This window comes from Propioniciclava sp. MC1595 (assembly GCF_017569205.1).
GTDB lineage: Bacteria > Actinomycetota > Actinomycetes > Propionibacteriales > Propionibacteriaceae > Propioniciclava.
Window position 1 is genome coordinate 106,592 of sequence record NZ_CP071870.1, and the last position, 26,780, is coordinate 133,371.

Below are 26,780 nucleotides of genomic sequence, written 5' to 3' on the forward strand. Positions count from 1 at the left end.
CCGCCCGAATTCGACCTGCAGAAGTCGAGCCCGGGCTCAACATCCGCAGGTCGAATTCGGCAGGTCAGGGGCAGAGGCGATCGCGCGCGGCGGCGTACTCGGCCTCGAGGCGGTCGACGAGTTCGGCGACGGGCGGCACATCGGTGATGCCGGCCACGCCCTGGCCCGCCGACCAGATGTCGCGCCACGCCTTCGCGTCGCCCTCGCTGGGCTGCGTCACGTGGGCGAGGTCGACCGGGCCGGGGGCGGCGTCCGGGTCGATGCCGGCGAGCTCCAGACTGCGCCGCAGGAAGTTCGCCGGGATCGTGCTCACACTCGGCGTGTAGACGACGTCGCCCGCGCCGGCCGCGACGATCTGCTCGCGGTAGGCGTCCGACGCCATCGACTCGCGCGTCGCCACGAACCGGGTGCCCAGATAGGCGAGGTCGGCGCCCATGGCCCGGGCGGCCAGCACATCAGCGCCGGAAGACAGGGCCCCTCCGAGCAGGATCGTCCCCTCGAACCACGGCCTGACCTCGGCCATCAGCGCGAACGGCGACAGCGAGCCCGCGTGCCCGCCCGCCCCAGCCGTGACCAGGATCAGCCCGTCGACCCCCGCCTCCGCCGCCTTGCGCGCGTGGTGCTGCGTCGTCACGTCGTGGAACACCACCCCGCCGTACGAGTGCACCGCCGCCACCACCTCGGACGCCGCCCCTAGGCTCGTGATCACCACCGGCACCCGGTGGCGGACGATCACCTCCAGGTCGGCGGTGAGCCGCGTGTTGGTCCGGTGCACGATGAGGTTGACGCCGTAGGGGCGGTCGCCGACGGCGTCCTCGATCTGGGTCAGCCAGTCGGCGAAACCGGCCGTGGTGCGCTGGTTGAGTGCCGGGAACGTGCCCAGCACCCCGGCGCGACAAGCGCCGATGACCAGCTCCGGCCCCGACACCAGGAACATCGGCGCGGCCACCACCGGCACGCGCAGCCGGCCCTCCAGCGATGCGGGCAGCGCCATCAGTTGGCCAGCGGCTTGTTCGTCGCGAGCAGGTGGCGCACGCGCTCCTGGTTCTTCGGCAGCTGCAGCAGGTCGACGGCCGCGTCCACCTCGAGGGGCAGCAGGTCCTCCTCAGACGCCGTGGCCCCGGGCCGGTCGCCGGTCAGGATCCCGGCGATGCGGGCCACGATCGCGCGGTCGGTCTCGGAGGCGTCCGCCCACCCGGCGTCCAGCGGCTCGGCGTCGGGGGAGTGCAGGGGCAGCTCGACCGGGGCCGGGGGCGTCCAACCGCCCTCGAGCAGCTCGAGCGCGACCGCCTTGGCCTCGGCCAGCACGCGGTGCACCGACGCGACGACCTCGTCCTCGGCGGTGAGCAGGTGCCAGTCGGCGGCCTGCCACGCCGACGTGCTGACCTCGCAGCTGGTCGTCACCGCGAACGCGGACGCCGCGGGCAGCGGTTCGCCCGCCCCCAGTGCGCGCACCAGCGACTGCACCGTGCCGCCCCACGCGGGGAGCAGGCCGACCGACCGCTCGGGGAACCCGGCGTACAGCTCGGCGTGCGTGACGACCCGGTTGGCGGCGAGCATCAGTTCGCAGCCGCCGCCGAGCGCGAAGCCCTTGGCAGCCGCCACCACCGGGAACGCGGCGTTGCGCAGCGCGTGGAACGCCACCTGCCCGCGGCGGATGAGCTCGCGCAGGCCCTCCGGATCCTCGGACTCGATGAAGTGCGTGAACGTCGCCAGGTTGGCGCCGGCGGAGAAGGCGCGGGGGTGGTCGGAGCCGATGACGAGGGCCTTGAAGGCACCCTCCTCGCCGAGGGTGAGCGCGCGCTCGACCATCTCGATCACGCCCGCGTCGCAGGTGTTCATCTTGGTGCGCAGCGCCAGGCAGGCGACGCCGTCGCCGAGGTCGACGACCGCGGCCGACTCCGACTCGGCGAGCACCCCGTGGGCGCGCTGGGCGTCGGCGACGGTGAGCACGCCCTCGACCTTCCGCCGCTCCACCACCTCGCCCGAGGACGACAGCACCGTGTCGGCGTCGGGGTAGAAGCCCCCGCCCTTCGCCGCGGCGGCCAGCAGGCCGGGCACCGCGCGTCCCTCGGCCTCGTACCGGGCCACCAGCTGGGCCGCGCCCACGGCGTCCGCGAGCTTGAACGGGCCGCGCGCCCAGGCGTAGCCGAGTTCCATGCCCGCGTCGACGGCGGCGACGTCGTCGCCGACCTCGGGGGCGATGTGGCAGGCGTAGTCGAGCACCTGGGCGAAGACAGTCCACGCGTAGCGAGAACCGTCCGAGTCGCCCGCCAGCACGGCAGCGATGTCGCCGGCCGACCCCGCCGGGTCAGTTACCTGACGCCGCGCGCGGTACTCCAACGACTCCAGGTCGATGACCTCGTCGACCTTCTCGCCCGCCTCGTTCTTGCGGCGGGTGAAGCCGCCGGGGCCGCGGCGTCCGATGAGGCCGTTGTCGAGCAGGTGCTGGAAGACGCGGTCGCCCAGGAGGTCGTACCGCTGGGCGGCGTCGTCGGCAGGCAGCGCGCGGGTCAGGACCGGCCACAGCAGCGGCACGAGGTTGACCCCGACGAGGTCGAAGAGGCCGAAGACGCCGGTGCGGGGGATCCCGAACGGGCGCGACATGATCGCGTCGGCGGTCTCGACGTCGAGCCCGGCCTCGAAGGCCTCCAGGGCGGCGACGGCCATCCAGTGCGACCCGAGGCGGTTGGCGATGAAGCCGGGGGTGTCGCGGCACTCGAGCACGGTCTTGCCGAGCTGGCGGTCGGCGACGCGGATGGTGCGCTCCAGCACCTCCGGCGAGGTGTCGGAACCGGCGACCACCTCCAGCAGCTCCATCGTGCGCGGCGGGTTGAAGAAGTGGGTGATGGTGAAGTCGCGGGCGAACGCTTCGGAGTGCCCGCGGACCAACTCGGCCACCGGGATGCCGGACGTGTTCGACGACATCAGCGTGCCCGGCCGGCGCAGGCCCTCGAGCTTGGCGTAGAGCTCGTGCTTGACGTTCGGGTCCTCGAAGACGGCCTCGACGATCCAGTCCGCCTCGGCGACGACGTCGAGGTCGTCCTCCACGTTGCCCGGGGTCACCCGCGCCGCGAACTCCGGCACCATGAACCCGCCCCCCTGCACCTGGCGGTCGATGGCGGTGCGCGCCAGCGCCGAGCGGTCGTCGCCGTCGGCGACCCGGTCGAGCAGCGCGACGGCGATGCCGCAGTTGGCCAGGTGGGCGGCGATGCCGGAACCCATCGTTCCCGCGCCGATCACCACCGCGCGGCTGACGGGGGTGAACCCGTCGGTCATCGGGATGCGGGGCTGGCGGTCGGCGATGGTCATGGGCGTCCTTCCGGGGGCTCGACTCTGAGCGGGGTCCCCCCATCGTGTCACCCCGGTCAAGCGGCGGCGACCACCCCGGCGGCCTCGTTGATGACCTCCGCCAGCTGCCGCTTGTGCGTGAACGGCAGCAGGTGGGTGGCGGAGCGGACGACGACGATCCGCGGGTCCTGGCAAGCGCGGGCGTAGCGCCGGGTGTCGATGGCGAGTTGGTCGAGGGCGCCGGCGACGAGCCAGACGGGGCAGCTGACGTCGGGCAGCTGGTGGCAGCCGGCCTCGCTGACCACGCTGTGCCAGGCGTCGGGCGCGACCGCGTACCCGGTCGCGTCGGGGATCGCGTCCCCGCGCATCCCCATCACCCGCAGCACGGTGTTCGCGATGGACGCCATCCGCTGCGGGCCGACCACCGGCAGCAGCTTGGCGAAGTCGGTGTAGGCCCGGGTCAGGATCCGGTGGCGGCGCGGGTCGGCCATCGCGCCGACGAGGACCAGCCCGGCGAGGGCGTCCGGGTGGCGCTGGGCCCAGGTGGTGGCGATGAACCCGCCGAGCGAGTGGCCGACGAGCACGACCGGGGTGTCAGGGGTCACCGTCGCGACCTCGTCGTCGATCACCGCGAGCGCCGCGTCGGTCGTCCACGGCTGGCCCGCCCGGACGCCGTGGCCCGGCAGGTCGACGGCTCGCACGTCGGCGTCCACGAGGTCGGCGTAGCCGTCCCACGAGCGCGCGTTGAAGCGCGTTCCGTGCAGCAGGATCACCAGCGGTCGGGGCATGGACCCAGCGTACGTGGAGTGGTCAACCCAGACGCGCCGGACAACGTCAGATGCGCCGGCTGCATGCGGCGCGGGTGACGGCATCCGGCGCATTTGGGGTCGGCGGCTCCAAACAGCCGAACAATGTGAACTCGTCACACGCGTGAAACACCTGCTCCCTACAATCCAGCCATGACGGACGCCGGATCGACCCTGATCAGCCGCTATGCCGCGGCCCCGGGCGCCTTCGACGAGATGCTGGACGCCGACGGCTCCGTCCGTCCGCACTACCGCGCCGCCGTCGAACAGCTCTCCGCGGTCAGCGACCGCGAGCTCCTCTCCCGTGCCGAGTACGTGGGGTCCACCTACCTCGAGCAGGGCATCACCTTCGACGTGGGCGGCAAGGAGACGCCGTTCCCGCTCGACGTCGTGCCGCGGATCATCACCGCCAAGGACTTCGCCCAGATCGAGGCGGGCATTGCCCAGCGCGTGACGGCGCTGGAGGCGTTCCTGCAGGACATCTACTCCACCGGCTCGGTGTTCGTCGACGGGGTCATGCCGCGGCGCGTGGTCACCTCGTCGACCCACTACCACCGGGCCGCGCACGGCATCCAGCCGCCCAACGGGGTGCGGATCCACGTGGCGGGCACCGACCTGGTCCGGGGCGCCGACGGCCAGATGCGCGTGCTCGAGGACAACGTGCGCGTGCCCTCGGGCGTCTCGTACGTGCTCACCAACCGGCGGGCGATGTCGTCGGCGTTCCCCGAGGCGATGTCGCGCTACCGCATCCGCGCGGTGCACGAGTACCCCTCGATGCTGCTCAACGCCCTGCGTGCGGCCGCCCCGAGCGGCGTCACCGACCCCACGGTCGTGGTGCTCACGCCCGGCGTCTACAACTCGGCGTACTTCGAGCACGCGCTGCTGGCCCGCACGATGGGCGTCGAGCTCGTCGAGGCCGGCGACCTGGTCTGCCAGAACGGCCGCGTCATGGCCCGCACCACCCGCGGCCTGCGCCGGGTCGACGTCATCTACCGCCGCGTCGACGACGACTTCATCGACCCCGCGGTGTTCCGGCCCGACTCGATGCTCGGCGTCGCCGGCCTCATGGCCGCCGCGCGCGCCGGCAACGTGACGGTCGCCAACGCCGTCGGCAACGGCGTGGCCGACGACAAGCTGACCTGCACCTACGTCGACGACCTGATCCGCTACTTCCTCGGCGAGGAGCCGATCCTGCCCGGCGTCACCACGTGGCGCCTCGAGGAGCCGGCCGCGCTGGAGGAGGTGCTCGACCGCCTCGACGAGCTGGTGGTCAAGCCGGTCGACGGGTCCGGCGGCAAGGGCGTCGTGATCGGGCCTAAGGCCTCGGCCCAGGAGCTCGAGGCCCTCCGCAGGGCGGTGTTGGCCCGGCCGCGCGACTACATCGCCCAGCCGGTCGTGCAGCTCTCGACGGTTCCGACGGTGGTCGACGGCAAGGTGGCCCCGCGCCACGTGGACCTGCGCCCGTTCGCGGTCAACGACGGCGAGCGCGTCCGGGTGGTGCCGGGTGGGCTGACCCGCGTGGCCCTGCAGGAGGGCCAGCTCATCGTGAACTCCTCCCAGGGCGGCGGCTCGAAGGACACCTGGGTGCTCGACGACGCCCGCGTCCGCCTGCCCGAGCCCAAGCCGGCCCGTGGCAAGGGCCCCCGCCACCCGTCGCTGGTGCTCGACGACGAGGGCGAGCGCCCGGTCGTGCAGGTGCAGACGCAGTCCCAGTCGCAGGGCGGCCAGTCGCAGACCCAGCGCGCCAAGGGCGTCCGGTCGGTGCGTCGGCAGAGCCCGATGACCCTGTCGCGCATCGCCGACTCGCTGTTCTGGACGTCGCGCTACCTCGAGCGCGCCGAGGACACCAGCCGCATCCTCGACGCCAACGTGCAGTTCATGGTCGAGGACCCCACCGTCGACCACGAGCAGGCCGCCCGCGCCCTGCTCGGCGCGATGGGCGAGGACGCCGACGCGATCTCCCGCGGCCGCCCGGTCGACATCACGCTGGTCCTCGACCGGCTCTGCTACGCCGTGGACGCCCCGTCCTCGCTCCGCGCCACCCTCTTCGCCGCGCGCGAGTCGGCCCGCCGCGTGCGGGAGGTGATCTCCCTCGACATGTGGGAGGCGATCAACACCGCCTACCTCGACGTGCGGAGCCCGAGCTTCACGCGGCAGCCGGTGAGGCAGGCGTTCCGGCAGGTGCGCCACGGCGCGATCCTGGCCAGCGGCATGGCCCGCACCACGATGGTCAAGGACGAGGGCTTCGAGTTCATGATGCTCGGCCGCTCGCTCGAGCGGGTCGACATGACCTCGCGCCTGATCCTCGCCGCCGCCACCAGCGGGGGCACGTCGGTCGCGTGGTCGAACGCGCTGCGCGCCGCGGGCGGCCACCAGTCGTTCGTGCGCACCAACATGGGTGAGGGTTCCGTCGACGCCGCGGCCGCGTTCCTGCTGTTCAACGACCGGTTCCCGCGGTCGCTGGTCTACGGCCTGGCCGCCGTCGAGCACGCGCTGCGCGAGCTGGAACCCCGTAGCTCCTTCGCGCGGCAGGACGAGGCGCTGGTCACGATCGGCCGCGTCCGCGCCGAGATCGAGTACCTGCCGGCCGACAAGGTCCTCGACGGTCTGGCCGACCGGATGGAGCACGTCCAGCAGGTCTGCACCGAGGTCGGCACCCTGGTGTCGCAGCGGTACCTGACCAGCGGCGTCCCCGAGGCCTGGAAGGAGGCCCCGACATGCGGCTGAGGATCGCGGCGACCATCGCCCACCGCCACGCCGGCGAGGTGAGCCAGGTGCACCTGCAGGCCCGGCTCTCCCCTGCGGCCACGGCGCGGCAGGTCGTGCTGGCGCACCCGCTGGCGTCCGAGCCGACGGGTTGGCAGCGCTCCCACGACGACTACTGGGGCACCCGCGTCGTCGAGCTCGAGGTCACCGAGGCGCACGAGCGGTTCCAGCTGTCGCTCCTGTCCGACGTCAACCTGACCGGCATCGTCACCGCGGCGCCCGCCACCGACTTCGCCCGTCTGGACGCCGCGGGCGTCGAGGACTCCTTCACCGAGTTCCTCCGCCCGACCGCCCTCACCACGGCCTCGGACGCCGACGCCCGCGTCTCCGTCCGGTTGCGCCAGGAGACCCCCAACCCGACCGCGCTCGCGGAGGCGCTCTCGCGCGAGCTGGCCCCCGGCCCGGATGCAGGCGTCGACGACGCCACCCACCGGGTGATCGGCGCGCTGCGCGCGGTGGGAGTCCCGGCGCGGTTCGTGTCGGGCTACCGGGCGCCGGTGGGCGACTTCGAGCCGGGGGCGTCCGCGGCCGGCGAGATCGCGTCGTGGCTGGACGTCTGGGACGGCACCTGGCAGGGCTTCGACCCCGCCCGCGTGAGCCCGATCGGTGATAGGCACGTGATCATCGGCTGGGGCCGCGACCGCGCCGACGTGCCGCCGCTGCGCGGCATCTACTGCGGGCCCGAGGGCGCCGCGTGCGTCACCGAGGTGCAGGTCACGCGGCTGGCGTGAGCCGGTCGGTGTCCAGGACTCAGTCGAGGCGCTTCACGTCGACGGCCACGGTGAGCGTCGACCCGGAGCCCTCGGTGAAGATGATCCCCTTCAGCGGGGAGACGTCGCGGTAGTCGCGTCCCCACGCCGTCACGATGTAGCGCGAGTCGGCGAGGTGGTTGTTCGTCGGGTCCAGGTCGACCCAGCCGCCGGGGCTGAGGACACCCACCCAGGCGTGCGAGGCGTCCGACCCCTCGAGCTTCACCGTGCCGGGCGCGGGCGTGGTCTCGATGTAGCCCGACACGTACCGGGCCGGCAGCCCGACCGCGCGCAGGCAGGCGACGCCGAGGTGGGCGAAGTCCTGGCACACGCCGGCGCGGGCGGCCAGCACCTCGGGCAGGGTGGTCGACACCGACGTCACCCCTTGTGAATAGGTGAACCCGCTGTAGATCTCGCGGTAGACCGCCTCGATGGCCTCCCCGAGGGGCCGGTTCCCGGGCAACAGTTCGTGGGCGAACGCGCGCACCTCGTCCTCGAGGGTCACCATCGTGCTGGGCAGCGTGTAGGCGGCGTGCTCGAACGGGTCCACGTCGGGGGCCGTGCGCAGGAACGCGGCGGCGGACTCCACCGTCCACGCGTTCAGCGCCGCCAGGTCGGCCGGGGGCCACGCGATCTCGACGGTGGTGCGCTTGGCGACGACCAACTCGGTGTGCGGGGTGGAGATCTCGACGTAGTGGGTCCAGTTGCCGAAGGCGTCGACGGACTCGTCGAGGCGGTCAGGCTCGGGGCTGATCTCGATGGCGTGGTCGAGCACCTTCTGGTGCTCGGTCTCGCGGGGGCGCAGCATGGCCCGCTCGAACGAGGCGGTCACGTCGTCGGAGTAGGTGTACGCCGTGCGGTGCCGCACCTCGTACCGGCGCCGGGAGTGGTGGTCGATCATCGGGCGACCTCCTCGGCGAACTCGGGCACCGCGAACGCGCGCGAGGTGGCCTGCGGCGCGAAGTGGGTGCGCTCGATGACCCGGGCCAGGTCGCGCAGCCGCTGGTCGAGGGACGCCAGCAGCTCGGCCAGGCCCGCCCTGCCGTTGGCGAAGAGGGCGTCGTGGTCGGGCGCGGTGACCAGGTCGAGGGCCTCGCCGATCGCCGCGACGAGGGCCGGGTCCTGCCCGGTGTCGAAGTGCCGCAGCAGCCGTTCGAGCTGGTAGCGGACCGAGCGGGGGTTGATCGGGTCCTCCAGCAGCAGCTCCATCGCGGCGACGGCCGGCACGGTCGAGCCGACGCCGGCGGCCATGCGCCGGCGGTAGGTGATCAGGGTGTCACCCGCGCGCAGCACCATCTCGGCGATGACGGCCTCGGGGACCGGCGAGTGCGTGTCCCGCAGCGTGTGGCGCAGCAGGCCCACGGTGGCCTGGGCGCGCTCGAGGCGACGGCCGGCGTCCATGAACGTGAAGATGGCGTCGCGGACCAGGCTCTCCCCGGCGATGCCGGCCAGCGCCAACGACGACGACAGCACCTGCGTGGAGACGGCCTGGTGGTCGATCAGCCCGTCCTCGGCAGCCGCCTCGCGGACCTCGCCCAGCAGCTGGGTCAGCCCGCCGAGCACGTTGACGGTCTCGGGGGAGAGCAGCTCGCGCACGGCCAGCGCGTTCTCGCTGGTGCGCCGCGCGGCGTAGGCGACCGTGCCGGGCAGCTCGTCGTCGACGACCAGGCGGGTGAGCTGCTCGGAGTAGCGCGCCTCCTCGGTCTCGCCGGTGGCCGGGTCGATCCGCACCCCGGTGACCGCGCCGATGGCGTCCATGATCTCGACCATCGCGGTGTGGCCAGCCGACTCCGGCCGGGTGAGCTGGTCGTCGACCAGGTTGTCGCCCACGGCGACGAGCCGGGCGGTGGCCTCGACGCGCTCGGCGTAGCGGCCCAGCCAGTAGAGGTCGCCGGCCGCGCGGGGGGTGAGGTCGGGCATGACGGCCACCCCGGACGCCGTGGGCTCGGCCGGGCGCAGCGAGCGCCAGACGGGGGCGTGCTCGTCCTCGAGCACCCAGACGTCCTTGGCGATGACGGTGTCGCCGCGGGTGACGAGGGTCTCCTCCTCGCTCATCGCGACCTTGGCCAGCCCGCCGGGCATGACCACGTACTCGTCGTCGAGCGCGATCCGGAACGTGCGCAGCACCATCGCGCGCGGCGAGAGCCCCTGCGGGGTGACGACCGGGGCCGTGGACGCCTGAACGCGCTCCTGCGCGGCCCAGGCCCAGGGCTGGGCCTCGATCCGGCGGGTGAGGTCGTCGCGCTGGGCGGCGTCCAGCTCCCAGCCGGGGATGGTCGTGGGCCGCGAGCTGCGCGACGTCGGCCGGATGACCAGCTCGCCGAGGTTCGCGAGCACATGGCCGCGGGAGGCGTCGTCCCCGCACCACCAGGTGCGCGGGGAGGGGAGCAGGAGGTCCTCGTCGAGGAGGGCACGGCAGGCGGCGTCCAGGTAGGGGGTGAGGCCGACGTTCTCGATCGCGCCCGAGCCGATCGGGTTGACCACCGAGACCGCGCCGCGGCGGGCGGCCGCGAGCAGCCCGGCGACGCCGAGGCGGGAGTCGGGGCGCAGGTCGAGCGGGTCGGACCACTCGCCGTCGACCCGGCGCTGGATCACGTCGACGCGCTGGGGCCGCCCGGGTGTGCGCAGCCAGACCGCGCCGTCGCGCACCACGAGGTCGTCGGAGACCACCAGCGGGTGGCCGAGGAGGGTGGCGACGAGCGACTGGTCGTAGGAGGTGTCGCTGGAGGGTCCGGGGGAGTGCAGCACGATGCGTGGCGACGTGATGCCGGGCGGGGCGGCGGCCTGCAGGGCGTTCTGCAGCACGTCGAAGAAGCCGCGCAGCCGGGAGGAGCGGGTGGTGCGGGACAGGGGTTCCATCACGCGGGTGACGAGGCGTCGGTTGGCCAGCGCGTAGCCGACGCCGGCGGGGGCCTGGGCGCGGTCGGTGAGCACCGTCCAGCCGTCGGGGGTGCGGACGAGGTCGGTGCCGCCGAACGGCAGCTGCCGCGGGCCGGGGATCGTCACGCCGTGGGCCGGCAGCAGGTAGCCGTCGTGGCCGAGGAACAGCGCGGCCGGCAGCACGCGGCGGCGGATCAGGTCGCGGGGGCCGTAGAGGTCGGTGAGCAGGGCGTCCAAGAGGCGGGCGCGCTGTTCGAGCCCGGCCTGCAGGGCGGCCCACGGCTCGGCCTCGAACACCAGCGGGATCGGGTCGACCTTCCAGCGGCCGCCGTTCTGCCCGATCCGCTCCTCGCGGGTGAGGCGGTCGATCTCGCGGCGGCGCTTGTTGAGGCCGGTGGGCCCGAGGCGCTCGAGGTGCTCCCAGAGGGCGCGGTCGTGCACGGCGCCGCCCGCGCCGGTCTCGTCGAAGGCGACCAGGCCGGTGGCCGTCCGGGACGCCAAGCGCTCGGCATAGCCCGCTGCCAGGCTCACTCGGCCTCCTCGGCCCCGACGACGGGGTGGCGGCCGCGGGAGTACCGGCGCAGGTCGAGCGTGACCGGGAACTCGGACGGGTCGCCGCCCAGCACGCCGCCCGGCACCGGCCAGGCGGAGGTGTCGACGCGGCCCGAGGTGCGCCGCTCCTCGAAGCGGCCCGTACGCCGGGACTCTGCCTCGACGGCGTTGACCGGGTAGCGGTCGTAGGAGCGCCCGCCCTGGTGGGTGACGTGGTAGGTGAACCCGCCCAGCGACGTGGAGTTGCGCACGTCGACGAGGTCGAAGTGCAGCGGGGTGTGGACACCGATCGAGGGGTGCATGGCCGAGGGCGGGTTCCACGCGCGGAACCGCACCCCGCCGACCCGCGCGCCCGCGGTGGCGTCACGCCCGACGCCCCAGCCGGTGGTCGCGATCGGGGTCATCGGCACCGGGATGCCGTTGCAGGTCAGCACGTGGCGCCCCTCGGTCAGGCCGACGGCGCTGACCTGAACGCGCTCGACGGAGCTGTCGACGTAGCGGGCCGTGCCGCCGAGGGCGACCTCCTCGCCGAGCACCTTCCACGGCTCGATCGCGCTGCGCAGCTCGAGCTCGACGTCGCCGATGCGCACCTCGCCCAGCCGCGGGAACCGGAACTCCAGGAACGGCTCCAGCCAGCGCTCGTCGAACCGGGGACGGGTGCCGTCGGGGAGGGCCGGCCAGGACTCCATGTGCGCGTTGAGCTCGGCGACGACCTCGCGGACGTCGGCGGCCACGAACGCCGGCAGCAGGTAGCGGTCGTGCAGGCGGGTGCCCCAGCGGACCAGCGGCCCCTGCACGGGCGCCTCCCAGAACCGGGCCACCAGCGCGCGGACGAGCGCGGCCTGCATCAGGCTCATCCGCGGGTGGGCGGGCATCTCGAAGCCGCGCATCTCGACCAGGCCGAGGCGCCCGGTGCCCGTGTCGGGGGAGTAGAGCTTGTCGATGCAGAACTCGGCCCGGTGCGTGTTGCCGGTCAGGTCGGTGAGCAGGTGGCGCAGCAGCCGGTCGACCAGCCACGGCTGCGAGCGGCGCTGGCGCTCGACGCGCTCGTCGGGGTCCTCGTCGAAGCGGCGGTCGGCGGCCACCGCGGCGGCGACGTCGTGCTCGATGGACGGGTCCTGGGTGATCGCCACGAGCTCGTTGAACGCGATCTCGAGGTCGTAGAGGGTCTCGGCCAGGCCCTCGTCGACGCGGGGTGCCTGCGAGGTGGAGCCGATGAACTTGCCCGTGAACAGGTACGACAGGCCGGGGTGCCACTGCCAGTAGGTGACCAGCGAGCGCAGCAGGTCGGGCCGGCGCAGGAACGGCGAATCCGCCGGCGTCGGGCCGCCCAGCGTGATGTGGTTGCCGCCGCCGGTACCCGTGTGGGTGCCGTCGAGGTCGAACTTCTCGGTGGCCAGACCTGAGCGCGCGGCGTCGTCGAACAGGGTGGTGGTCAGCTCGCGCAGGTCCCCCCACGTGGACGTCGGCTGCACGTTCACCTCGATCACCCCGGGGTCGGGCGTGACCGACAGGCTCTCCAGGCGCGGGTCGCCGGGCAGGCGGTAGCCCTCGAGCACCACCGATGTCCCGGACGCCGCGGCCGCGGCCTCGATCGCACCCAGCAGGCCGACGGCGTCGTCGAGCCGGTCGATGGGGGGCAGGAACACGAACAGGTGCGCGCCGCGCTGCTCGACGACCACCGCCGTGGGCGGGGCGTCGCCGAGGTCGAGGGTGTTCAGGGGCAGCCGGTACCCGGCCGCCGAGGTGCCCGGGGTGAGGGTGAGCGGCTCGCCGTCCGGACGCCAGGCCACGCTGGCCCAGCGGGTTGCGCCGAGGGCTTGAGTTTTCTCGTTGAGGGCTTGGGTTTCCACGAACACCGGGACCACCCAGGCGACGGGATCCCCGGGTTCACCTCGCGTGTCCTCGACCGCGCCGAGCACGAAGCCGTCGGGGATCCCGAGCCGGGAGGCGATCCCTTGGGCGAGACCATCGGCAGGCAGCCCGGCCGGGCCTGCGGCGTCCGAACTCGTCGGGGCGTGCGGGTCGGCCAGCAGCGCCGGGTCGCGCCACAGCGGGACCCCGTCGCGGCGCCAGGCGATCTGGGTCTGCCAGCGGGGCAGCTCCTCGCCGGGGTACCACTTGCCCTGCCCGTGGTGGACGATGCCGCCGCGCCCCCAGCGGTCGGTCAGCCGGGCGGCCAGGCGCGAGGCGAGCTCGCGCTTCTCGGCGCCGTCGGCGGCGGACTCCCACTGCGGGTCGGAGGTGTCGCCTGCGGAGACGAAGGTGGGCTCGCCGCCCATCGTGAGCCGGACGTCGCCGGCCGCCAGCCGCTCGTCGACCGCCGCGCCCAGGGCGTCGATGGCGGCCCACTGGTCGTCGGTGTAGGGCTTGGTGACGCGGGGGTCCTCGTGGACGCGGCGCACCTCGTTGGCGAAGTCGAAGGTGACCTCGACGACCTCGGTCGCGCCGGTGATCGGGGCGGCGGACTCGGGCTCGGGCGTGCACGACAGCGGGATGTGCCCCTCGCCGGCGAGCAGCCCCGAGGTCGGGTCGAGGCCCACCCAGCCGGCGCCCGGGATGAACGCCTCGGCCCACGCGTGCAGGTCGGTGAAGTCGGCGCTGGGGCCGGCGGGCCCGCCGTCGATCGGGACGACGTCGCTGGTCAGCTGCACGAGGTAGCCGGACACGAAGCGGGCGGCGATGCCGCAGCGGCGCAGCACCGAGACCAGCAGCCAGGCCGAGTCGCGGCAGGAGCCGATCGCGCGGTCGAGGGTCTGCGCGGGGGTCTGGACGCCCGGCTCGAGGCGGGTCGTGTAGTCGACGGCCTCGCGCATGGCGCCGTTGACCGCGACGAGGAAGTCGACGATCCCGGTCGTGCCGTCGAGCAGGCCGCGGGCGGTGACGTTGTCGGCGATCCAGGTGTCCACGGCGTCCGGCTCGCCGGTGGCCTGGCCGATGGACGCCGACGTGCCGTCCTCGTGCGCCCCGACCGGCCGCAGGTAGGGCGCGAGGTCGCGGCGGAGCTGCTCGGGGTAGGTGAAGGGGGCGTGCTCGGCGTACTCCTCGACGAAGAAGTCGAAGGGGTTGATCGCCGTCATGTCGGCGACGAGGTCGACGGTGAAGCTGAGCTCCTCGACCGGGTTGGGGAAGACGAGGCGGGCGAGGTAGTTGCCGAAGGGGTCCTGCTGCCAGTTGAGGAAGTGGTCGGGCGGGGTGACCGTCAGCGAGTACGCCTCGATGCGGGTGCGGCTGTGGGGGGCGGGTCGGAGGCGGACCACGTGTGGCATCACCCTCGCGGGGCGCGCGAACCGGTAGGTGGTCTGGTGGTGCAGCGCGACCCGGATGCTCACGGCGCCCACTCTACGGGGCGCGTGTTTCGGCGGCGTGTCAGAGGTGGACGGGCTGGGACGGGTCCTCGGGCAGCAGCCCGTCGTGGGCGTAGCAGGTCACCTGGACCGGCCCGAACGTGACCTGGCCCGACAGCACGGTGAGGAACGCGGTGTCGGCGGCGTCGCGCCCGGTGGCGATGCGGACCAGCCCGGCGCGCGGCACCATGCGGGTGGCGTCGACGACCTGCCAGCGGCCGTCGACGGCGGCCTCGGCGACGGCGTGGAAGTCCATGGGCACCAGTCCGGGTGCGTAGGCGGCCATCAGGCGTGCCGGGACCCCACAGGCCCGCAGCATGGCCACGGTCAGGTGGGCGAAGTCGCGGCACACGCCCTGGCCGGCGAGGAGGGTGTCGATGGCGGAGTCGGTGCTGCCCGAGGAGCCCGGGATGTAGCGCATGTGCCCGTTCACCCACGCGCCCACGGCGGTGACCAGCTCCTGGCCGGCGAGGCCGGCGAACTGGGTGGGGGCGAGTACGTTGAACCGGTCGGACTCGCAGTAGCGCGACGGCCGCGTGTACTCGATCGCCTCGGCGTCGGTGACCGCGGGCGTGGGGGCCGAGCCGGTGACGTCGGCGGCGTAGGCGAGCTCGAGGCGTCCGGTCGGGGCGTCGACCACGTGCAGGCGGGTGCCGGCGATGCTGCTGACCTCCGTGGCGGGCACCTCGGTGCCGTCGACGGTGATGCTGAGCGTCTCGCGGTCGGTCGGGGTGCCCTGCGCCACCGCGACCGAGAACACCAGCCGGGCCGGCTGCGTCACGGTCAGCGCGATGCGGGCGGTGACTGACGTGGGGTTGCTCATTCTGGCTCCGTCAGGGCTTGTGGCGAGCGGGACGCCGCAAGTGTAGGGCGTGGCCCTCAGCCCTCGAACTCCTGGCCGTCGGGGCTGTGGGTGGCGGCGAGGTACACCGCGCAGTCCCAGCCGAAGTCGGTGCCGATCAGGTAGCCGGCGCGTTCGGTCCACAGGCCGAGGTCGCCGAAGAACTCCAGGCAGCCGGCGAGGGTGTCGTCGCTGATGGGTCGCATGACGGCGTCGTGCTCGGGGCCGGCGAGGGGGTTGCCGGGGGACTGCCACCACCAGTCCGCGACGGCCGCGCGCTTCTTCGGGGCGCCTTGGTGGCCGTCGATTTCGAAGAGCAGTTCGGTGAGGGGGTACTCCACGCCCTCGTACATGGCCAGGTCGTACAGCTCGTGCGCGGCCACGAGCCCGAAGGCCACCCACTCCCGGTCGGTCGTGGGCCACGCCTCGGGGTGCGCGACCGCCTTGGTGGCGCGGAGCTCGACCAGCTCCGTCCCCACGGCGGCCAGCCAGAGGCGGTGCAGCGGCAGGCAGTCCATCGCGCTGCGCCAGCTCCGGTCCCAGTCGCCGAGGCCGAGGGCGTCCACGGCCGCGCGGGCGATGACCGGCCGAAGCGCGCCGGTCGAGGTGACCTCGCGCCCGGTCCCCACCCAATCGACGAGCGCGCGCAGCGAGGCGACGAACTCGGACGCCCTCACGTGTGGTGCGCTCGTGGCCGGGTCGCTGAGGCCGGCGGTCCACTCTGATCCGTCGCCGTCCCCTTCGGCGCCGGCCTCGGCCTCGAGGGCGTCCAGCCCCGGCGACCGCCGGCGCCGCTCGTCGGCCGGGAGGGCGTTCCAGGCGTCCGTGATCCGGCCGAAGCGTTCCTGGACCTCCTCGATGGAGGTCGCGTCGTCGAGCGTGATGCCGATCTCCTCGCCGAAGCCGAGCAGGATCTTGTTGGATCCGAAGTTGCGGTCGTCGGTACAGGCGGCCGCCATCCGCTTGCCGGCCTTCTTGGCTTCCTGGGCCAGCGCGGCCGGTTCGGCGGACCCGCCCGCCATGCGCCCTGTCGAGCGGAGGAAGCGCCAGAAGGTGTCGAGCGAGGCGACCAGGGCTGCGACGTCGGGCACGCCGTGCGGACCGTGCGACGGCCAGCGGACGAGCATGAGGTGTTCCACCGTCCGGGCGGGCCATCGGTGGGCCTCGAGCCCGTCGTAGGAATCGCGCAGCCTGATCGCGGTGTCGACCAACTCGGGGGCGAACGTGCGCCCGCGCTGGGTCGCCCACGCCTGGGCCAGCTCCAGGAGCTCCTCTGGGTTGCTCATGGGCACAGCCTGCCAGTTGGGCCCGTCAGCCGGAGGCACGCTCCACGAGGACGGGCGTGATGATGATCGGAGACGGCGCGGGCTGCCCGGCGAGCTGGTCGAGCACCATGCGCGTGGCCCGGCGGGCGAGGTCGCGCCCGGGGTTGGTGATCGTGGTGAGCTGCGGGTGGGTCGTCAGGCCGAGCTGGGTGTCGTCGTACCCGACCAGGCGCAGGGTCCTGGGGACCGAGCGCCCGGCGGCGCGGGCCGCGTTCAGTACGCCGGCGGCGGTGAGGTCGTTGGCGGCGAAGACGCCGTCCACCTCCGGGTGTTCGGCCAGCAGCCGCGCGCCGAGTTCCTCGCCGCGCACCAGGGTGAAGTCGCCCTCGTACCGGGCGACCTCGGTGACGCCGCCGCGCGCCAAGGCCTCCGTCCACCCGGTGAGGCGGTCGACAGCGGCTGGCATGTCCAGCGGGCCACTGATGGTCGCCAGCCTGCGCGCGCCCGCGGCGAGCAGGTGCTCGGCGGCGAGGCGTCCGCCGGCGACGTTGTCGACGTCGACGTACGGCACGGCCAGCTGGGGCTCAAGGGGACGTCCGATGAAGGCGAGCGGCAGGTGCAAGGCGGCGAGTTCGCGTTCGAGGTGGTCGTCGCGGTGGTGGGAGAGCACCACGATCCCGTCGACATGCCCGCCGCGCAGGTAGGGCAGCAGCCGCTCGTTCTCCTGGCCGCGGGCGCGCATGAGCAGGACGAGCTGCTTCGGGGTGTGGGCCAGCGCCTCGGCGACCCCGCCGATGGCCTGCGCGATGAAGGGGTCGGAGAACACGCGGGCGTCGTCCTCGGGGACGACCACGGCCAGGGTGTCGGTCTGCCGGGTGACGAGGCTGCGGGCGGCCGGGTTGGGCACGTACCCGAGCTGCTCGACCGCCCGGCGCACCGCCTCGAGGGCGACGGGGCTCACCAGCTCGCCGCCGCGCACGGCCCGGGACGCCGTGGCGCGGGACACCCCCGCCACGCGCGCGACGTCCTCCAACGTGGTGCGTGCCCGCACGTCGTCCACCTCGCCTCCTCAGTCGAGGGTGACGCTTCCCGACCGTGCGACCTCGGCGTACCAGAGTGCGGACGCCTTGGGGGTCCGCTGGAGCGTGTCGAAGTCGACCCGAACGATACCGAATCGCTTGGCCAGGCCCCACGCCCACTCGAAGTTGTCCAGCATCGACCACACCATGTACCCGTCCACGGCGGCGCCGGCCTCGATCGCGGCGTGCACCGCGGCGAGGTGGTCGCGCACGTACGCGAGGCGGGTGTGGGTGTCGTCGACGAAGCCCGCGGCGTCCGGGACGTCGTCGTAGGCGGCGCCGTTCTCGGTGACGTGCAGGCGGACGCCGGCGGGACCGGTGTACTCCTCGTGCAGCCGGACGAGCAGGCGGGTGAGGCCCTCGGGTTGCACCTCCCACCCCATCGCGGTGACGGGCAGCCCGCGCGGGACGAACCGCACGCGTTCCGAGCCCACGTAGGGGCTGCGCCGGGGCAGCCCACCCGGGCCGGCGAACACCAGCGGCGACTCGTCCCCCGGCACAGCGCCGGCGACTGCCACACCGTTGTAGTAGTTCACGCCCAGCACGTCGATCGGCGACGAGATGACCGCGAAGTCGCCGTCACGGGCCGCGCGACCCAGCCCCGCCTCCGCCATGTCCTCGAGCACGTCCGCGGGGTACTCGCCCCGGAACAGGGGGTCGAGGAACACGCGGTTGAACGCGCCGTCGATGCGGCGGGCGGAGTCGACGTCGGCCGGGTTCGACGGGTCGGCCGGGTCGGCGACGGTGTGGTTGGTGGTGATGCCGACGGTGACGTCGGGTCGGTCGGCGCGGATCCGCTGCACGGCCAGGCCGTGGCCCAGCAACAGGTGGTGGGCGGCGTCCACGGCCTCGGTCGGGGAAGTGTGGCCGGGCGCGTGCTCGCCGGCCGCGTAGGACAGGAACGACGAGCACCACGGCTCGTTGAGCGTGGTCCAGACGGGCACGCGGTCGCCGAGTCGGTCCAGCACCGCGCCGGCGTAGTCGGCGAACGCCGACGCCGTGTCGCGGTTCGTCCAGCCGCCCCGGTCCTGGAGGGCCTGGGGGAGGTCCCAGTGGTAGAGCGTCAGCCACGGTCGGATGCCGCGCCCGACGAGCTCGTCGACGAGGCGGTCGTAGAAGTCGAGGCCTTCCGGGTTGGGGGTCCGGCCGTCGGGGCAGACGCGCGCCCACGAGACCGAGAACCGGTACGTGTCGAGGCCGAGCGAGGCCATCAACGCGACGTCGGAGGGCATGCGGTGGTAGTGGTCGCAGGTGACGTCACCGGTGTCGCCGTTCACCACCGCGCCGGGGGTGTGGGCGAAGGTGTCCCAGATCGAGTCGCGGCGGCCACCCTCGTGGCGGGCTCCCTCGATCTGGTAGGCCGCGGTGGCGGTGCCCCACGAGAACGAGGGCGGGAAGGTGAGTTCGGTCATCCCTTGACAGCTCCTTGCATAATGCCGGCGACGAGGTGTCGGCCAGCGACGACGAAGACCAGCAGCAGCGGGATCGTGGCCACCACGACGCCCGCCATGATCAGCGAGTAGTCCTTGAAGTACGACGCCTGCAGCAGTTGCAGCGCCACGGGCAGCGTCGGGTTCGTGGGACCCAGCACGATGAAGGGCCAGAAGAAGTTGGTCCACGAGCCGACGAAGGTGAACAGGGCCAGCATCGCGGCGGCCGGGCGGGCGGCGGGCAGCGCGACGTGCCAGAACGTGCGAATCATCGAGCAGCCGTCCACCCGTGCCGCCTCGATCAGTTCGTACGGCAGGGCGTCGCGGAGGTACTGGGTCATCCAGAACACCCCGAACGCGGTGACCATGCCGGGCACGATGACGGCCTGCAGCTGGCCGACCCAGCCCAGCTTCGACATCACGATGAACAGCGGCACGATGCCCAGCTGGGTCGGCACGGCCATGGTGGCGATGACGAACACCAGCAGCGGCCCGCGGCCGCGGAAGTTCAGCTTGGCGAACGAGTAACCGGCCAGGGTGGAGAAGATCACCACCGACGCCGCGGTGATCACCGCGACGAGGATCGAGTTCCACAGCGCCGGCCAGAAGTTGATGTCGGAGGAGATGACCCGGCCGATGTTCTCCAGCAGCCGGCCCTGGGGGATCAGCGACGGGATCGGGTTGCGGGCGATGGTCGCGGCGTCCGAACTGGCCAGCAGCACCGCGAACCACAGCGGGTAGGCCGAGATCAGCAGGACCAGGCCGAGCAGCACGTAGGACAGCCACGACGGGCGGCGGTCGGCGCCCCACGCGGTGCTGCTCCCGGACGCCCCGGGCTGCGGTCGGTTCAACCGACGGCGGGCGGCGCGGGCGGCACCGCGCCCGGCGGTCTGTTCGATGGCGGCGACGGAGTTCATGTGCGGGCCCCCTTGCGGATTCGCCGGGGCGCGTCCCCGGAGGCGATGCGTTGGGTGAGCAGGAAGTTGACCAGGCCGATCGCGATGATGATCCCGAAGAGGATCCAGGCGACGGCGGCTGCACGGCCGAAGCTCTTCTGCGCCCCCCAGCCGAGCTCGTAGAGATACATGGTCATCGTCATCCACTGCCGGTCCGCCCCGCCGAGGCCGAGCGTGTCGTACATGCGGGGTTCGTCGAAGATCTGCAGACCGCCGATGGTGGAGGTGATGACCACGAAGATGATCGTGGCGCGCAGCATCGGGACGGTGACCGACCAGAACTGGCGCCAGCGCGACGCCCCGTCGACGATCGCGGCCTCGTAGAGGTCCCGGGGCACGGCCTGCATGGCGGCGAGGAAGATCAGGGTGTTGTAGCCGGTCCAGCGGAAGTTGACCATGGTGGCGATCGCGAGGTGCGACGCGAGCCGGTCGGAGTGGAAGCCGATGGGGTCGATGCCGATCGTGGCCAGGAGCGTGTTCACCAACCCCGACTGGTCGGCGAAGAGCTTGGAGAAGATCAGCGACACCGCGACCGGTGCCACCACATAGGGCAGCAGGACGCCCATGCGCCAGAAGGTCTTCGCGCGCAGGTTCGCGTCGAGCAGGGCCGCGATCGCGATGGCGGCGATCACCTGGGGGACCGACGACAGCAGGAAGATGGAGAAGGTGTTGCCCAGGGCGCGGCCGAAGCGTTGCTGTCCCAGGACGTCGACGTAGTTCTTCAGGCCGACGAAGTCCCCCTGGCCGCCGATGAGGTGCCAGTCGTGCACGGAGACGAATGCCGTGTAGAGCAGCGGGTAGAGGCCGACGACGGCGAAGAGGATGAAGAAGGGGCTGATGTAGAGGTACGGCGACAGGCGCACGTCCAGGCGGGACAGCCGCTGGCGCGCTGTGGTGCTCGACATCGAGCCTCCTCGCGGTCGTGGTGGGTTCGGGTGGGGGCCGACCGGACGCCGTGGCGTCCGGTCGGCCAAGGGTGCGTCAGCTGAGGCCGAGGTCGTCGTAGGCGGCGACGGCCTTGGCCCAGGAGGCCTCGGGGTCGTCGGTCTTGTCGACGTCGGCGCGGTTGATGGCGTCAGAAGTCAGCGCGCGGATCGCGAAGTAGTTCGGGCCCTTGAAGGGGGTCACCGACACGGCGTTGGCGCGGTTGGTGAGGATCTGACCGGTGGGGGCGTCGTTGAAGAACGCGTTGGTCGAGTTGAGGAGCTCGGGGGAGGCGAGGGCCTCCTTCTGGCTGGGGAAGGTGCCCTTGGACGCGAAGGCCTTGAGCTGCTGCTCGGGGGCGGTCAGCCACGCGGCCAGCTTCTTGGCCTCCTCGGGGTGCGCGCCCTGGGTCGGCACCGTCAGGTACGAGCCGCCCCAGTTGCCGCCGCCGCCGGGGAAGACGTCGGCGATGTCCCAACCCTCGACGCCCTCGGCGTTGCCCTCGATCACGCCGAGCATCCAGCCCGGGCAGAGCATCGTCGCGAAGCCGTCGTTCTGGAAGGCGGTGGACCAGTCGGTGCTCCACTGCGCGAGGTCGGCCGAGAGGTCGTCGGTGACCGCGGCGGTGATCAGCTGGTCGTAGACCTTCTTGATCTCGGTGTTCTCGCCGAGGGGGATCGGGGTGCCGTCGGCGTTCTCGAACGGTGTCTCGATCTGGTTGATCATGCCCTGGAACACGCCGTCGGCGGCGTCGAACCAGGCGGCGTCGCTCTTGGCGACGAAGTCCTTGCCGACGGTGAAGTACTTGTCCCAGCCGCCGTCGAGCAGCTTGGCGACTTCGGCGCGGTCGGAGGGCAGGCCTGCGGCCTCGAACAGGTCGGCGCGGTAGCAGATGGCCTCGGGGCCGATGTCGGTGCCGTAGCCCATGAGCTTGCCGTCGGGCGTGGTGGCGGCCTCCACCTTCCAGTCGAGCCAGCGGCCCTCGACCGCGTCGTCCTTGAGGTCGACGAACTTGTCGGCGTACTGCATCATCTCGGGCACCCAGTCGACCTCGATGGCCTCGACGTCGGCCAGCCCGGAACCGGCGGCCAGACGGGTGTTCAGGTTGTCGCGCGCCTCGTCGGCGGTCGCGGCCTTCTTGTGCTCGACGATCACGTTCGGGTTGAGCGCCGTGTACTCCTTGACGAGCTCCTCGTAACCGAACTCGTTGAAGGTGGCGACGGTCAGGGTGATCTTCTCGTCCGACGTCGCGGGCGCAGCGCTCCCGCCGGGGGCCGGTGTCGACCCCGTGTTCGCCCCGCCGCAGGCGGACAGGGTGATGGCCAGGGCGCTGATCGCCGCGAGGGCCCCAATGCGTGACTTGTGCACAGCAACTCCTTTGTTTGTGTGCGGATGAAGGTCCGCCCGTCTTTCTGAGAGCGCTCTCAGTGAAGACTGAGAGGGAATGGGAGCGCTCTCAGGGGGATGTGTCTCAGACTCGCTCTTCCCAACCTCGGTGTCAAGACCCGCCCGCATCACGGTTGGGTAACGCGACGGTGCAGGCCCAGAGGGGTGCTGCCGGTTGACCGGCGTGCGGCTAGCGTCAATGGTTCCCAAGAGGTGGAGGAAGAGGTGCCTGACAACACCCTGATGCGGATCATCGTCGCCGCGGTCGGCTGGTGCTGGCGGTGGTAGTGAGCAAGGAGCGCCAGAAGGCCGACCTCGAGCCCGAAGACGTGACCGAGATCGAGAACAGAGCGACCCAAGTGGTCGAGTTGGGCACCCAGATGCGGATCAACTCCTCGGAAGCGACGCTTGGGTGGATTCGTTCCTTGGTAGGCGAAGGCGTCGTGAGGAACATCCCAGAGGACTCATATGAGCTCACCATCGCCGACTCCGCCACCGCACTGTACGAGGCGATCAAGAAGCACGCGACGGAGGAGGAGAAGGGACTGTCCCGACTCTTGGCGACGTTCGACTGGGACTACTCGGAGAAGTCTCCCCCGGCAGGTGGTCGTTGGGACGTGGTCGTGGGCGACCTGCGCCTGCCGTGGAACCTGCAACTGGAGATCGACCGCGCCGCGAAGAGGAGGGCCAAGGGACTGGCCTGGGCCGAGCAGCCGCACACCATCGACGAGGTGGGTTCTACCTTCACGATCCAAGGCTTCGACTTGAACCATGCCGGCGTCATCCTTGGGCCGTCGGTCACGTACCGCGAAGGACGTGTCGTGATCGACCCGACGAAGAGTGCGAACCGCGGAGCGACGCAGCATCGGACACTCCGCGACGGCACGAAGCGGAAGGTGGGCGAGACCCTGATCCGCAATGAGCTGAACGTCCTCCTGACCCGCGGCGTCAACGGGCTCCACATCTATGCGGTGGACGACGCCCTGCGCGAAGTCCTCCTCAGGGCCCGAAAGGGACTGCTCAGTTCCTGACCCGAAGGCAGGGGGTGCCTCAGGTGAACCTCTCCACGATCTCCAGCGCGGCGGCCGTTCGTGCCCCTTCGTGGTCCGACAGGCGCGCCGCCAAGGTTCGGATCGCGAGTTCCTCGGGCAGGAGTTCAGCGAACTTCAGGTCCTGAACGGCCCTGCGGGTGATGGCAGGCGAAACGCTGTTGAGTCCAAGTCCATGCCGGGAGCGAGCGAGGTCGAGAGCGGCGGTGAGCTCGCCTGCGCCGGCATCTGTGCGCAGGGGAATGGACTCGTTGGTGTAGGTGGCCTCCGCGTCGAGAAGGGACGGGTCCGCATCATCCAGGGCGGCGGAGAGGACAGCATTCGCGCGGCCACCTGCCCAGGTCCACCAACGGGTCCTGTCCTCGTCGTGCAACAGCACGGTTCGGTCGAGGTCCACGCGTGGGGCGAGGTCGATCTCCAGTGCGGCCAGGGCTTCTTGAGCGCGCTTCGTGAGCACGACGCCGTCGGGTCGGGCGCCCAACAGCACGCGCCGCATCGCATCCACGAGTTGGCGGCCCAACGGGATGGACGTGCCGAGCCAACGGGCCAATCCCACTCCCTCAGCAGGCTCCACGTACGCCTTGTGGCGCTTCCAGTCGACTGCCGTCACGCTCCACGAGCGTCCTGCCAGGGCCAAACGTCGCGGTCCCTGCACCTTCGTGATGAGCACCATGGGGTCGACTGTTCCGATCTCCACCCGCCCGTGGAGCACCGTCACCTGGGGATCCGAGGTGAACACGCTCATGACTTCCATGAAGTGCCGGCGTCCGAAGCGGCGCTCGGCCTCGGGCCCGACCATCAGCATGCCGGAGTCTTCGTCCAACAGACCTCGGTCCAGCATCGTCGCCACGATCTCGCCGAGGGTGGTGCTGGGGGCCAGCTCGAGCCCGCCGAGCCAGTCCTGCCACGTTGCTCGGCCGACCTGCCCTTCCTGGAGCGCGAGGGCGATCACCTGCTGGGCGGCGATATGCGTTGGCTGGGGCGTCTGGTCGATCGACTCGACGAACCCCTCCGACCACAACAGGAGAAGGCCTGCCGCTCGGAGCAGTTCGCCCTCGTCCGTGGCCAGCACTGTCATGTTGCGGGTCGTCCCCGACCGGCGGCCGGTGCGTCCCAGTCGTTGGAGCAAGGACGCGACGGTGGTGGGGGAACCCACCTGAAGCACCCGGTCGAGGTCTCCAACGTCGATCCCAAGTTCGAGGGTGGAGGTGGCCACGATCACACAGTTGCGGGCCTCGGCGAAGGCTGTCTCCGACCGATGTCGTTCGCTCGCGGAGAGACTGGAGTGGGAGACAAAGGTCTCCACGTCCAGGTCCGTGAGCCGCACCCCGAGCTGCTCGACGTTGCGACGTGACTCCGCGAAGACAAGCCGCTTATCTCCCTTGTGGAGCCGCGAGATCACCGTCGCGGCATTGCTGAGCGACCCCACGAAGTCCAACGCGAGATCGGACGCCACCGTGCTCCCGGCCGCAGGCGAAACGACCTGTGCCGCCACACCAGTGGCGTGGTTGCTGCCCTGCAGCCACTGGAGGAGTGCGTCGGGGTTGCCCACCGTCGCGGACAGCCCGATCCGCTGCAAAGGGCGGCCCGTGAGGTGCGCCAACCTCTCCAAGACCGCCAAGAGGTGCCAACCACGATCATCGCCGGCGAACGCGTGGACCTCGTCCACGACCACGGCACGGACGTCCCCCAACAGGACACGGGGATCCAGCGTGGCTGACACCAGCATCGCTTCGATGGACTCGGGTGTGGTCAGCAGGACGTCGGGACGGTCGACCACCATGCGACGGCGGGCACCTTGGCTCGTGTCCCCGTGCCGGACGGCTGCCGATCGGCCTAGCCACGCGGCGTAGGAATCCACTCGTCGCTCGAGGTTGTTCAGCAGCGCCCTGAGCGGACAGACGTAGAGAACGGACGTGCCGGTCCACGACTCGTCGGCCATGCGCGTGAGGAGGGGGAACATGGCAGCTTCCGTCTTGCCGCCTGCGGTGGGTGCGAGGAGCACGGCGTCACGGCCGGCGAGGACGGGCCCGATCGACTGCTCCTGCAGGGGCCGGAGGCCGTTCCAGCCCAGCACGTTGACAATGTGGTGCTGCACGACCGGGTGGAGCGCCCCGAACCCGTTCACGGTCAGAGTTCCAGGTCGATCGAATCGAGGTCGGACGCCGCACGTGAGGCGTTCAGCTCCACGTCCGTGAGCTCATCCTGCGACAGCGTGAGGGCGTAATGGATGCGCGGGTCGAAGTCCGCGAACTGGTCGACCCTGTCGAGGACCTCGCCCACCAGCTTCTTGAGGAACACCCGAGGAGCAACCCCGATGCTGCCGCCCAACGAGCCAGCCACGGCTGATGCGAGGTCACCCACGTACGCGTCGTCGACGGTGCTACGGATGCGGTCGCCGTGCTCGGTGCCGCTCGCGTACAGGTCGCGAACCTTGGTACCCAGCTCGACGAGACGCTCTTTGGTGAACCCGGTGAGGCGTACCTGGACGGCGCGTGGATTGTCGAACCGGGAGTCCGTCGTGAAGTCGGTGTGGAGGCGCTGGGCGAGAGGCGGGAGCCGCTTCAGACCTGACGGGCCTTCGAAGAAGGCCGGTGTTCCGGTGATGACCAGGTACAGGCCCGGATAGCGATCGGAGTCAACCTCGTCGATGAGCTGGCGCAGCGCGTTCAGAGCTTTGTCCCGGACATCCCCTCGCACTCGCTGGAGCGTCTCCACCTCGTCGAGCACCACGAGCAGGCCCGGGTGGCCCGCGTCCTTCAGGACGGCGAGCAGGCCTTGGAGGAAGGCCATGGCCCCGAAGTGGTCCAAATCGCCTCGGATGCCTGCGGTGCGCTTGGAGGAGGCGGCCACATGGGGCTGCCCACCCAACCACGCGGCGAGCCCGTCAGCCGTCGCGGGGTCACCCGACAGGGAGGCCGAACGGTACCCGCGCAGGGCCTGCGCGAACGCTGGGGTCTTGCTGGAGACCTCCGCCAGGCGTGTGTCCATGAGACGGTCGACGGCCTGCCCCAGCGAAAGGTCGGAGTGTTGGAGGCCGGGCTCGTTTGCGATGGCGTCGGACTCGAGGGTGAAGAGCCAGCCATCGAGCACCGAGCGAAAGGCACTCGGAGGGACGGTGGCCGTTCGCAGGGACTCGGTGATGCGACGGTAGACGGTCTCCAGACGGTGGAGCGGGGTCTCCGTCTCGCTGATCTGCACCTCGGCCGTGGCCCACCCTTGACGAAGCGCTCGCTCGGCCAGGTGGCGAGTGAAGAAGGTCTTGCCGGAACCATATTCCCCGCGGACGGCCTTGAAGACAGCCGCGCCACCGGAGACCGACTCCAGCTCAGCACCCAGAGCCGACTCGAAGGGGGTCAGCCCGACCGCAAGGAGATCCAAGCCATTGGCGGGCACGGTGCCGCGCCGCAGGGCGTCGATGACCTCGCGACGCCGTCGAGGCGAGACCGAATCCATGCA

At 71.7% G+C, this 26,780-nt stretch carries 18 protein-coding genes and 1 pseudogene; 4 read left to right on the top strand and 15 right to left on the bottom strand.

Translation table 11 applies throughout. The features are described 5' to 3' along the window. Positions 1 to 64: 64 nt before the first annotated feature. The 3 genes from J4N02_RS00505 to J4N02_RS00515 are packed head-to-tail and all read right to left on the bottom strand — an operon-like array spanning position 65 to position 4,079. The gene (locus tag J4N02_RS00505; protein WP_188333791.1) at positions 65 to 994 is read right to left on the bottom strand and encodes a nitronate monooxygenase family protein; all 930 of its coding nucleotides are present in this window, start codon (positions 992 to 994) and stop codon (positions 65 to 67) included. Next, complete coding sequence (locus J4N02_RS00510) at positions 994 to 3,312, bottom strand: 3-hydroxyacyl-CoA dehydrogenase/enoyl-CoA hydratase family protein (RefSeq protein ID WP_188333790.1); 2,319 nt, start codon at positions 3,310 to 3,312, stop codon at positions 994 to 996. The genes J4N02_RS00505 and J4N02_RS00510 overlap by 1 nt, the downstream gene beginning before the upstream one ends. Before the next feature lie 56 nt (positions 3,313 to 3,368). Next, positions 3,369 to 4,079, bottom strand: coding sequence for an alpha/beta fold hydrolase (locus J4N02_RS00515; RefSeq protein WP_188333789.1), 711 nt, complete (start codon positions 4,077 to 4,079; stop codon positions 3,369 to 3,371). A gap of 171 nt (positions 4,080 to 4,250) precedes the next feature. Between J4N02_RS00515 and J4N02_RS17245 the strand changes: the two are divergent. From J4N02_RS17245 to J4N02_RS00525, 3 genes and pseudogenes are all read left to right on the top strand, one after another. After that, positions 4,251 to 5,693, top strand: a pseudogene (locus tag J4N02_RS17245) (circularly permuted type 2 ATP-grasp protein); the annotation flags it as partial. A 183-nt stretch (positions 5,694 to 5,876) separates the two neighbouring features. Next, positions 5,877 to 6,824 carry an alpha-E domain-containing protein gene (locus J4N02_RS17250; protein ID WP_375539348.1) on the top strand — a complete coding sequence of 316 codons (948 nt, stop codon included), beginning with the start codon at positions 5,877 to 5,879 and terminating at the stop codon, positions 6,822 to 6,824. Further along, a complete protein-coding gene (locus tag J4N02_RS00525) occupies positions 6,815 to 7,594 on the top strand; it encodes a transglutaminase family protein (RefSeq protein WP_188333787.1) in 780 nt (259 codons plus the stop codon). Before J4N02_RS17250 ends, J4N02_RS00525 begins: the two co-directional genes overlap by 10 nt. A 19-nt stretch (positions 7,595 to 7,613) precedes the next feature. Here J4N02_RS00525 and J4N02_RS00530 read toward each other — a convergent pair whose 3' ends face one another. The 10 genes from J4N02_RS00530 to J4N02_RS00575 all read right to left on the bottom strand — a co-directional run bounded on the left by J4N02_RS00530 (position 7,614) and on the right by J4N02_RS00575 (position 22,254). After that, positions 7,614 to 8,513, bottom strand: coding sequence for a transglutaminase family protein (locus J4N02_RS00530; RefSeq protein ID WP_188333786.1), 900 nt, complete (start codon positions 8,511 to 8,513; stop codon positions 7,614 to 7,616). Beyond that, on the bottom strand, positions 8,510 to 11,023 hold the full coding sequence (locus tag J4N02_RS00535) for a circularly permuted type 2 ATP-grasp protein (RefSeq protein WP_182818778.1): 2,514 nt from the start codon (positions 11,021 to 11,023) through the stop codon (positions 8,510 to 8,512). Before J4N02_RS00535 ends, J4N02_RS00530 begins: the two co-directional genes overlap by 4 nt. Beyond that, on the bottom strand, positions 11,020 to 14,376 hold the full coding sequence (locus J4N02_RS00540; RefSeq protein WP_188333785.1) for a DUF2126 domain-containing protein: 3,357 nt from the start codon (positions 14,374 to 14,376) through the stop codon (positions 11,020 to 11,022). The genes J4N02_RS00535 and J4N02_RS00540 overlap by 4 nt, the downstream gene beginning before the upstream one ends. Before the next feature lie 37 nt (positions 14,377 to 14,413). Beyond that, a complete protein-coding gene (locus J4N02_RS00545) occupies positions 14,414 to 15,214 on the bottom strand; it encodes a transglutaminase family protein (protein WP_188333784.1) in 801 nt (266 codons plus the stop codon). 56 nt (positions 15,215 to 15,270) lie between these two features. Further along, the gene (locus tag J4N02_RS00550) at positions 15,271 to 16,518 is read right to left on the bottom strand and encodes a hypothetical protein (protein WP_188333783.1); all 1,248 of its coding nucleotides are present in this window, start codon (positions 16,516 to 16,518) and stop codon (positions 15,271 to 15,273) included. 25 nt (positions 16,519 to 16,543) lie between these two features. Continuing rightward, entirely contained in the window at positions 16,544 to 17,557 is a 1,014-nt protein-coding gene (locus J4N02_RS00555) for a LacI family DNA-binding transcriptional regulator (RefSeq protein WP_188333782.1), read from the bottom strand. A 9-nt stretch (positions 17,558 to 17,566) separates the two neighbouring features. Further along, on the bottom strand, positions 17,567 to 18,988 hold the full coding sequence (locus J4N02_RS00560; protein ID WP_188333781.1) for a glycoside hydrolase family 1 protein: 1,422 nt from the start codon (positions 18,986 to 18,988) through the stop codon (positions 17,567 to 17,569). Then, on the bottom strand, positions 18,985 to 19,923 hold the full coding sequence (locus J4N02_RS00565) for a carbohydrate ABC transporter permease (protein WP_188333780.1): 939 nt from the start codon (positions 19,921 to 19,923) through the stop codon (positions 18,985 to 18,987). The genes J4N02_RS00560 and J4N02_RS00565 overlap by 4 nt, the downstream gene beginning before the upstream one ends. Further along, the gene (locus tag J4N02_RS00570) at positions 19,920 to 20,867 is read right to left on the bottom strand and encodes a carbohydrate ABC transporter permease (RefSeq protein WP_188333779.1); all 948 of its coding nucleotides are present in this window, start codon (positions 20,865 to 20,867) and stop codon (positions 19,920 to 19,922) included. Before J4N02_RS00570 ends, J4N02_RS00565 begins: the two co-directional genes overlap by 4 nt. A gap of 76 nt (positions 20,868 to 20,943) precedes the next feature. Then, a complete protein-coding gene (locus tag J4N02_RS00575; protein WP_243760833.1) occupies positions 20,944 to 22,254 on the bottom strand; it encodes an extracellular solute-binding protein in 1,311 nt (436 codons plus the stop codon). Positions 22,255 to 22,559: 305 nt separating this feature from the next. On the opposite strand from J4N02_RS00575, the gene J4N02_RS00580 reads away from it, so the two are divergent. Further along, the gene (locus tag J4N02_RS00580; protein ID WP_188333777.1) at positions 22,560 to 23,303 is read left to right on the top strand and encodes a DNA/RNA helicase domain-containing protein; all 744 of its coding nucleotides are present in this window, start codon (positions 22,560 to 22,562) and stop codon (positions 23,301 to 23,303) included. Between the two features lie 19 nt (positions 23,304 to 23,322). On the opposite strand, the gene J4N02_RS00585 is transcribed toward J4N02_RS00580, so the two are convergent. Beyond that, entirely contained in the window at positions 23,323 to 25,449 is a 2,127-nt protein-coding gene (locus J4N02_RS00585) for a DEAD/DEAH box helicase (RefSeq protein WP_188333776.1), read from the bottom strand. Between the two features lie 2 nt (positions 25,450 to 25,451). Next, positions 25,452 to 26,777 (bottom strand): BREX system ATP-binding protein BrxD, encoded by a 1,326-nt coding sequence (brxD, locus tag J4N02_RS00590; RefSeq protein ID WP_208091052.1) that lies wholly within the window; start codon positions 26,775 to 26,777, stop codon positions 25,452 to 25,454. Between the last annotated feature and the right edge of the window lie 3 nt (positions 26,778 to 26,780).

Coding starts and splice junctions, on each gene's coding strand:
- J4N02_RS00505 (WP_188333791.1), bottom strand. CDS start 994: ATGGCGCTGCCCGCATCGCTGGAGGGCCGGCTGCGCGTGCCGGTGGTG.
- J4N02_RS00510 (WP_188333790.1), bottom strand. CDS start 3,312: ATGACCATCGCCGACCGCCAGCCCCGCATCCCGATGACCGACGGGTTC.
- J4N02_RS00515 (WP_188333789.1), bottom strand. CDS start 4,079: ATGCCCCGACCGCTGGTGATCCTGCTGCACGGAACGCGCTTCAACGCG.
- J4N02_RS17250 (WP_375539348.1), top strand. CDS start 5,877: ATGACCCTGTCGCGCATCGCCGACTCGCTGTTCTGGACGTCGCGCTAC.
- J4N02_RS00525 (WP_188333787.1), top strand. CDS start 6,815: ATGCGGCTGAGGATCGCGGCGACCATCGCCCACCGCCACGCCGGCGAG.
- J4N02_RS00530 (WP_188333786.1), bottom strand. CDS start 8,513: ATGATCGACCACCACTCCCGGCGCCGGTACGAGGTGCGGCACCGCACG.
- J4N02_RS00545 (WP_188333784.1), bottom strand. CDS start 15,214: ATGAGCAACCCCACGTCAGTCACCGCCCGCATCGCGCTGACCGTGACG.
- J4N02_RS00550 (WP_188333783.1), bottom strand. CDS start 16,518: ATGAGCAACCCAGAGGAGCTCCTGGAGCTGGCCCAGGCGTGGGCGACC.
- J4N02_RS00560 (WP_188333781.1), bottom strand. CDS start 18,988: ATGACCGAACTCACCTTCCCGCCCTCGTTCTCGTGGGGCACCGCCACC.
- J4N02_RS00565 (WP_188333780.1), bottom strand. CDS start 19,923: ATGAACTCCGTCGCCGCCATCGAACAGACCGCCGGGCGCGGTGCCGCC.
- J4N02_RS00570 (WP_188333779.1), bottom strand. CDS start 20,867: ATGTCGAGCACCACAGCGCGCCAGCGGCTGTCCCGCCTGGACGTGCGC.
- brxD (WP_208091052.1), bottom strand. CDS start 26,777: ATGGATTCGGTCTCGCCTCGACGGCGTCGCGAGGTCATCGACGCCCTG.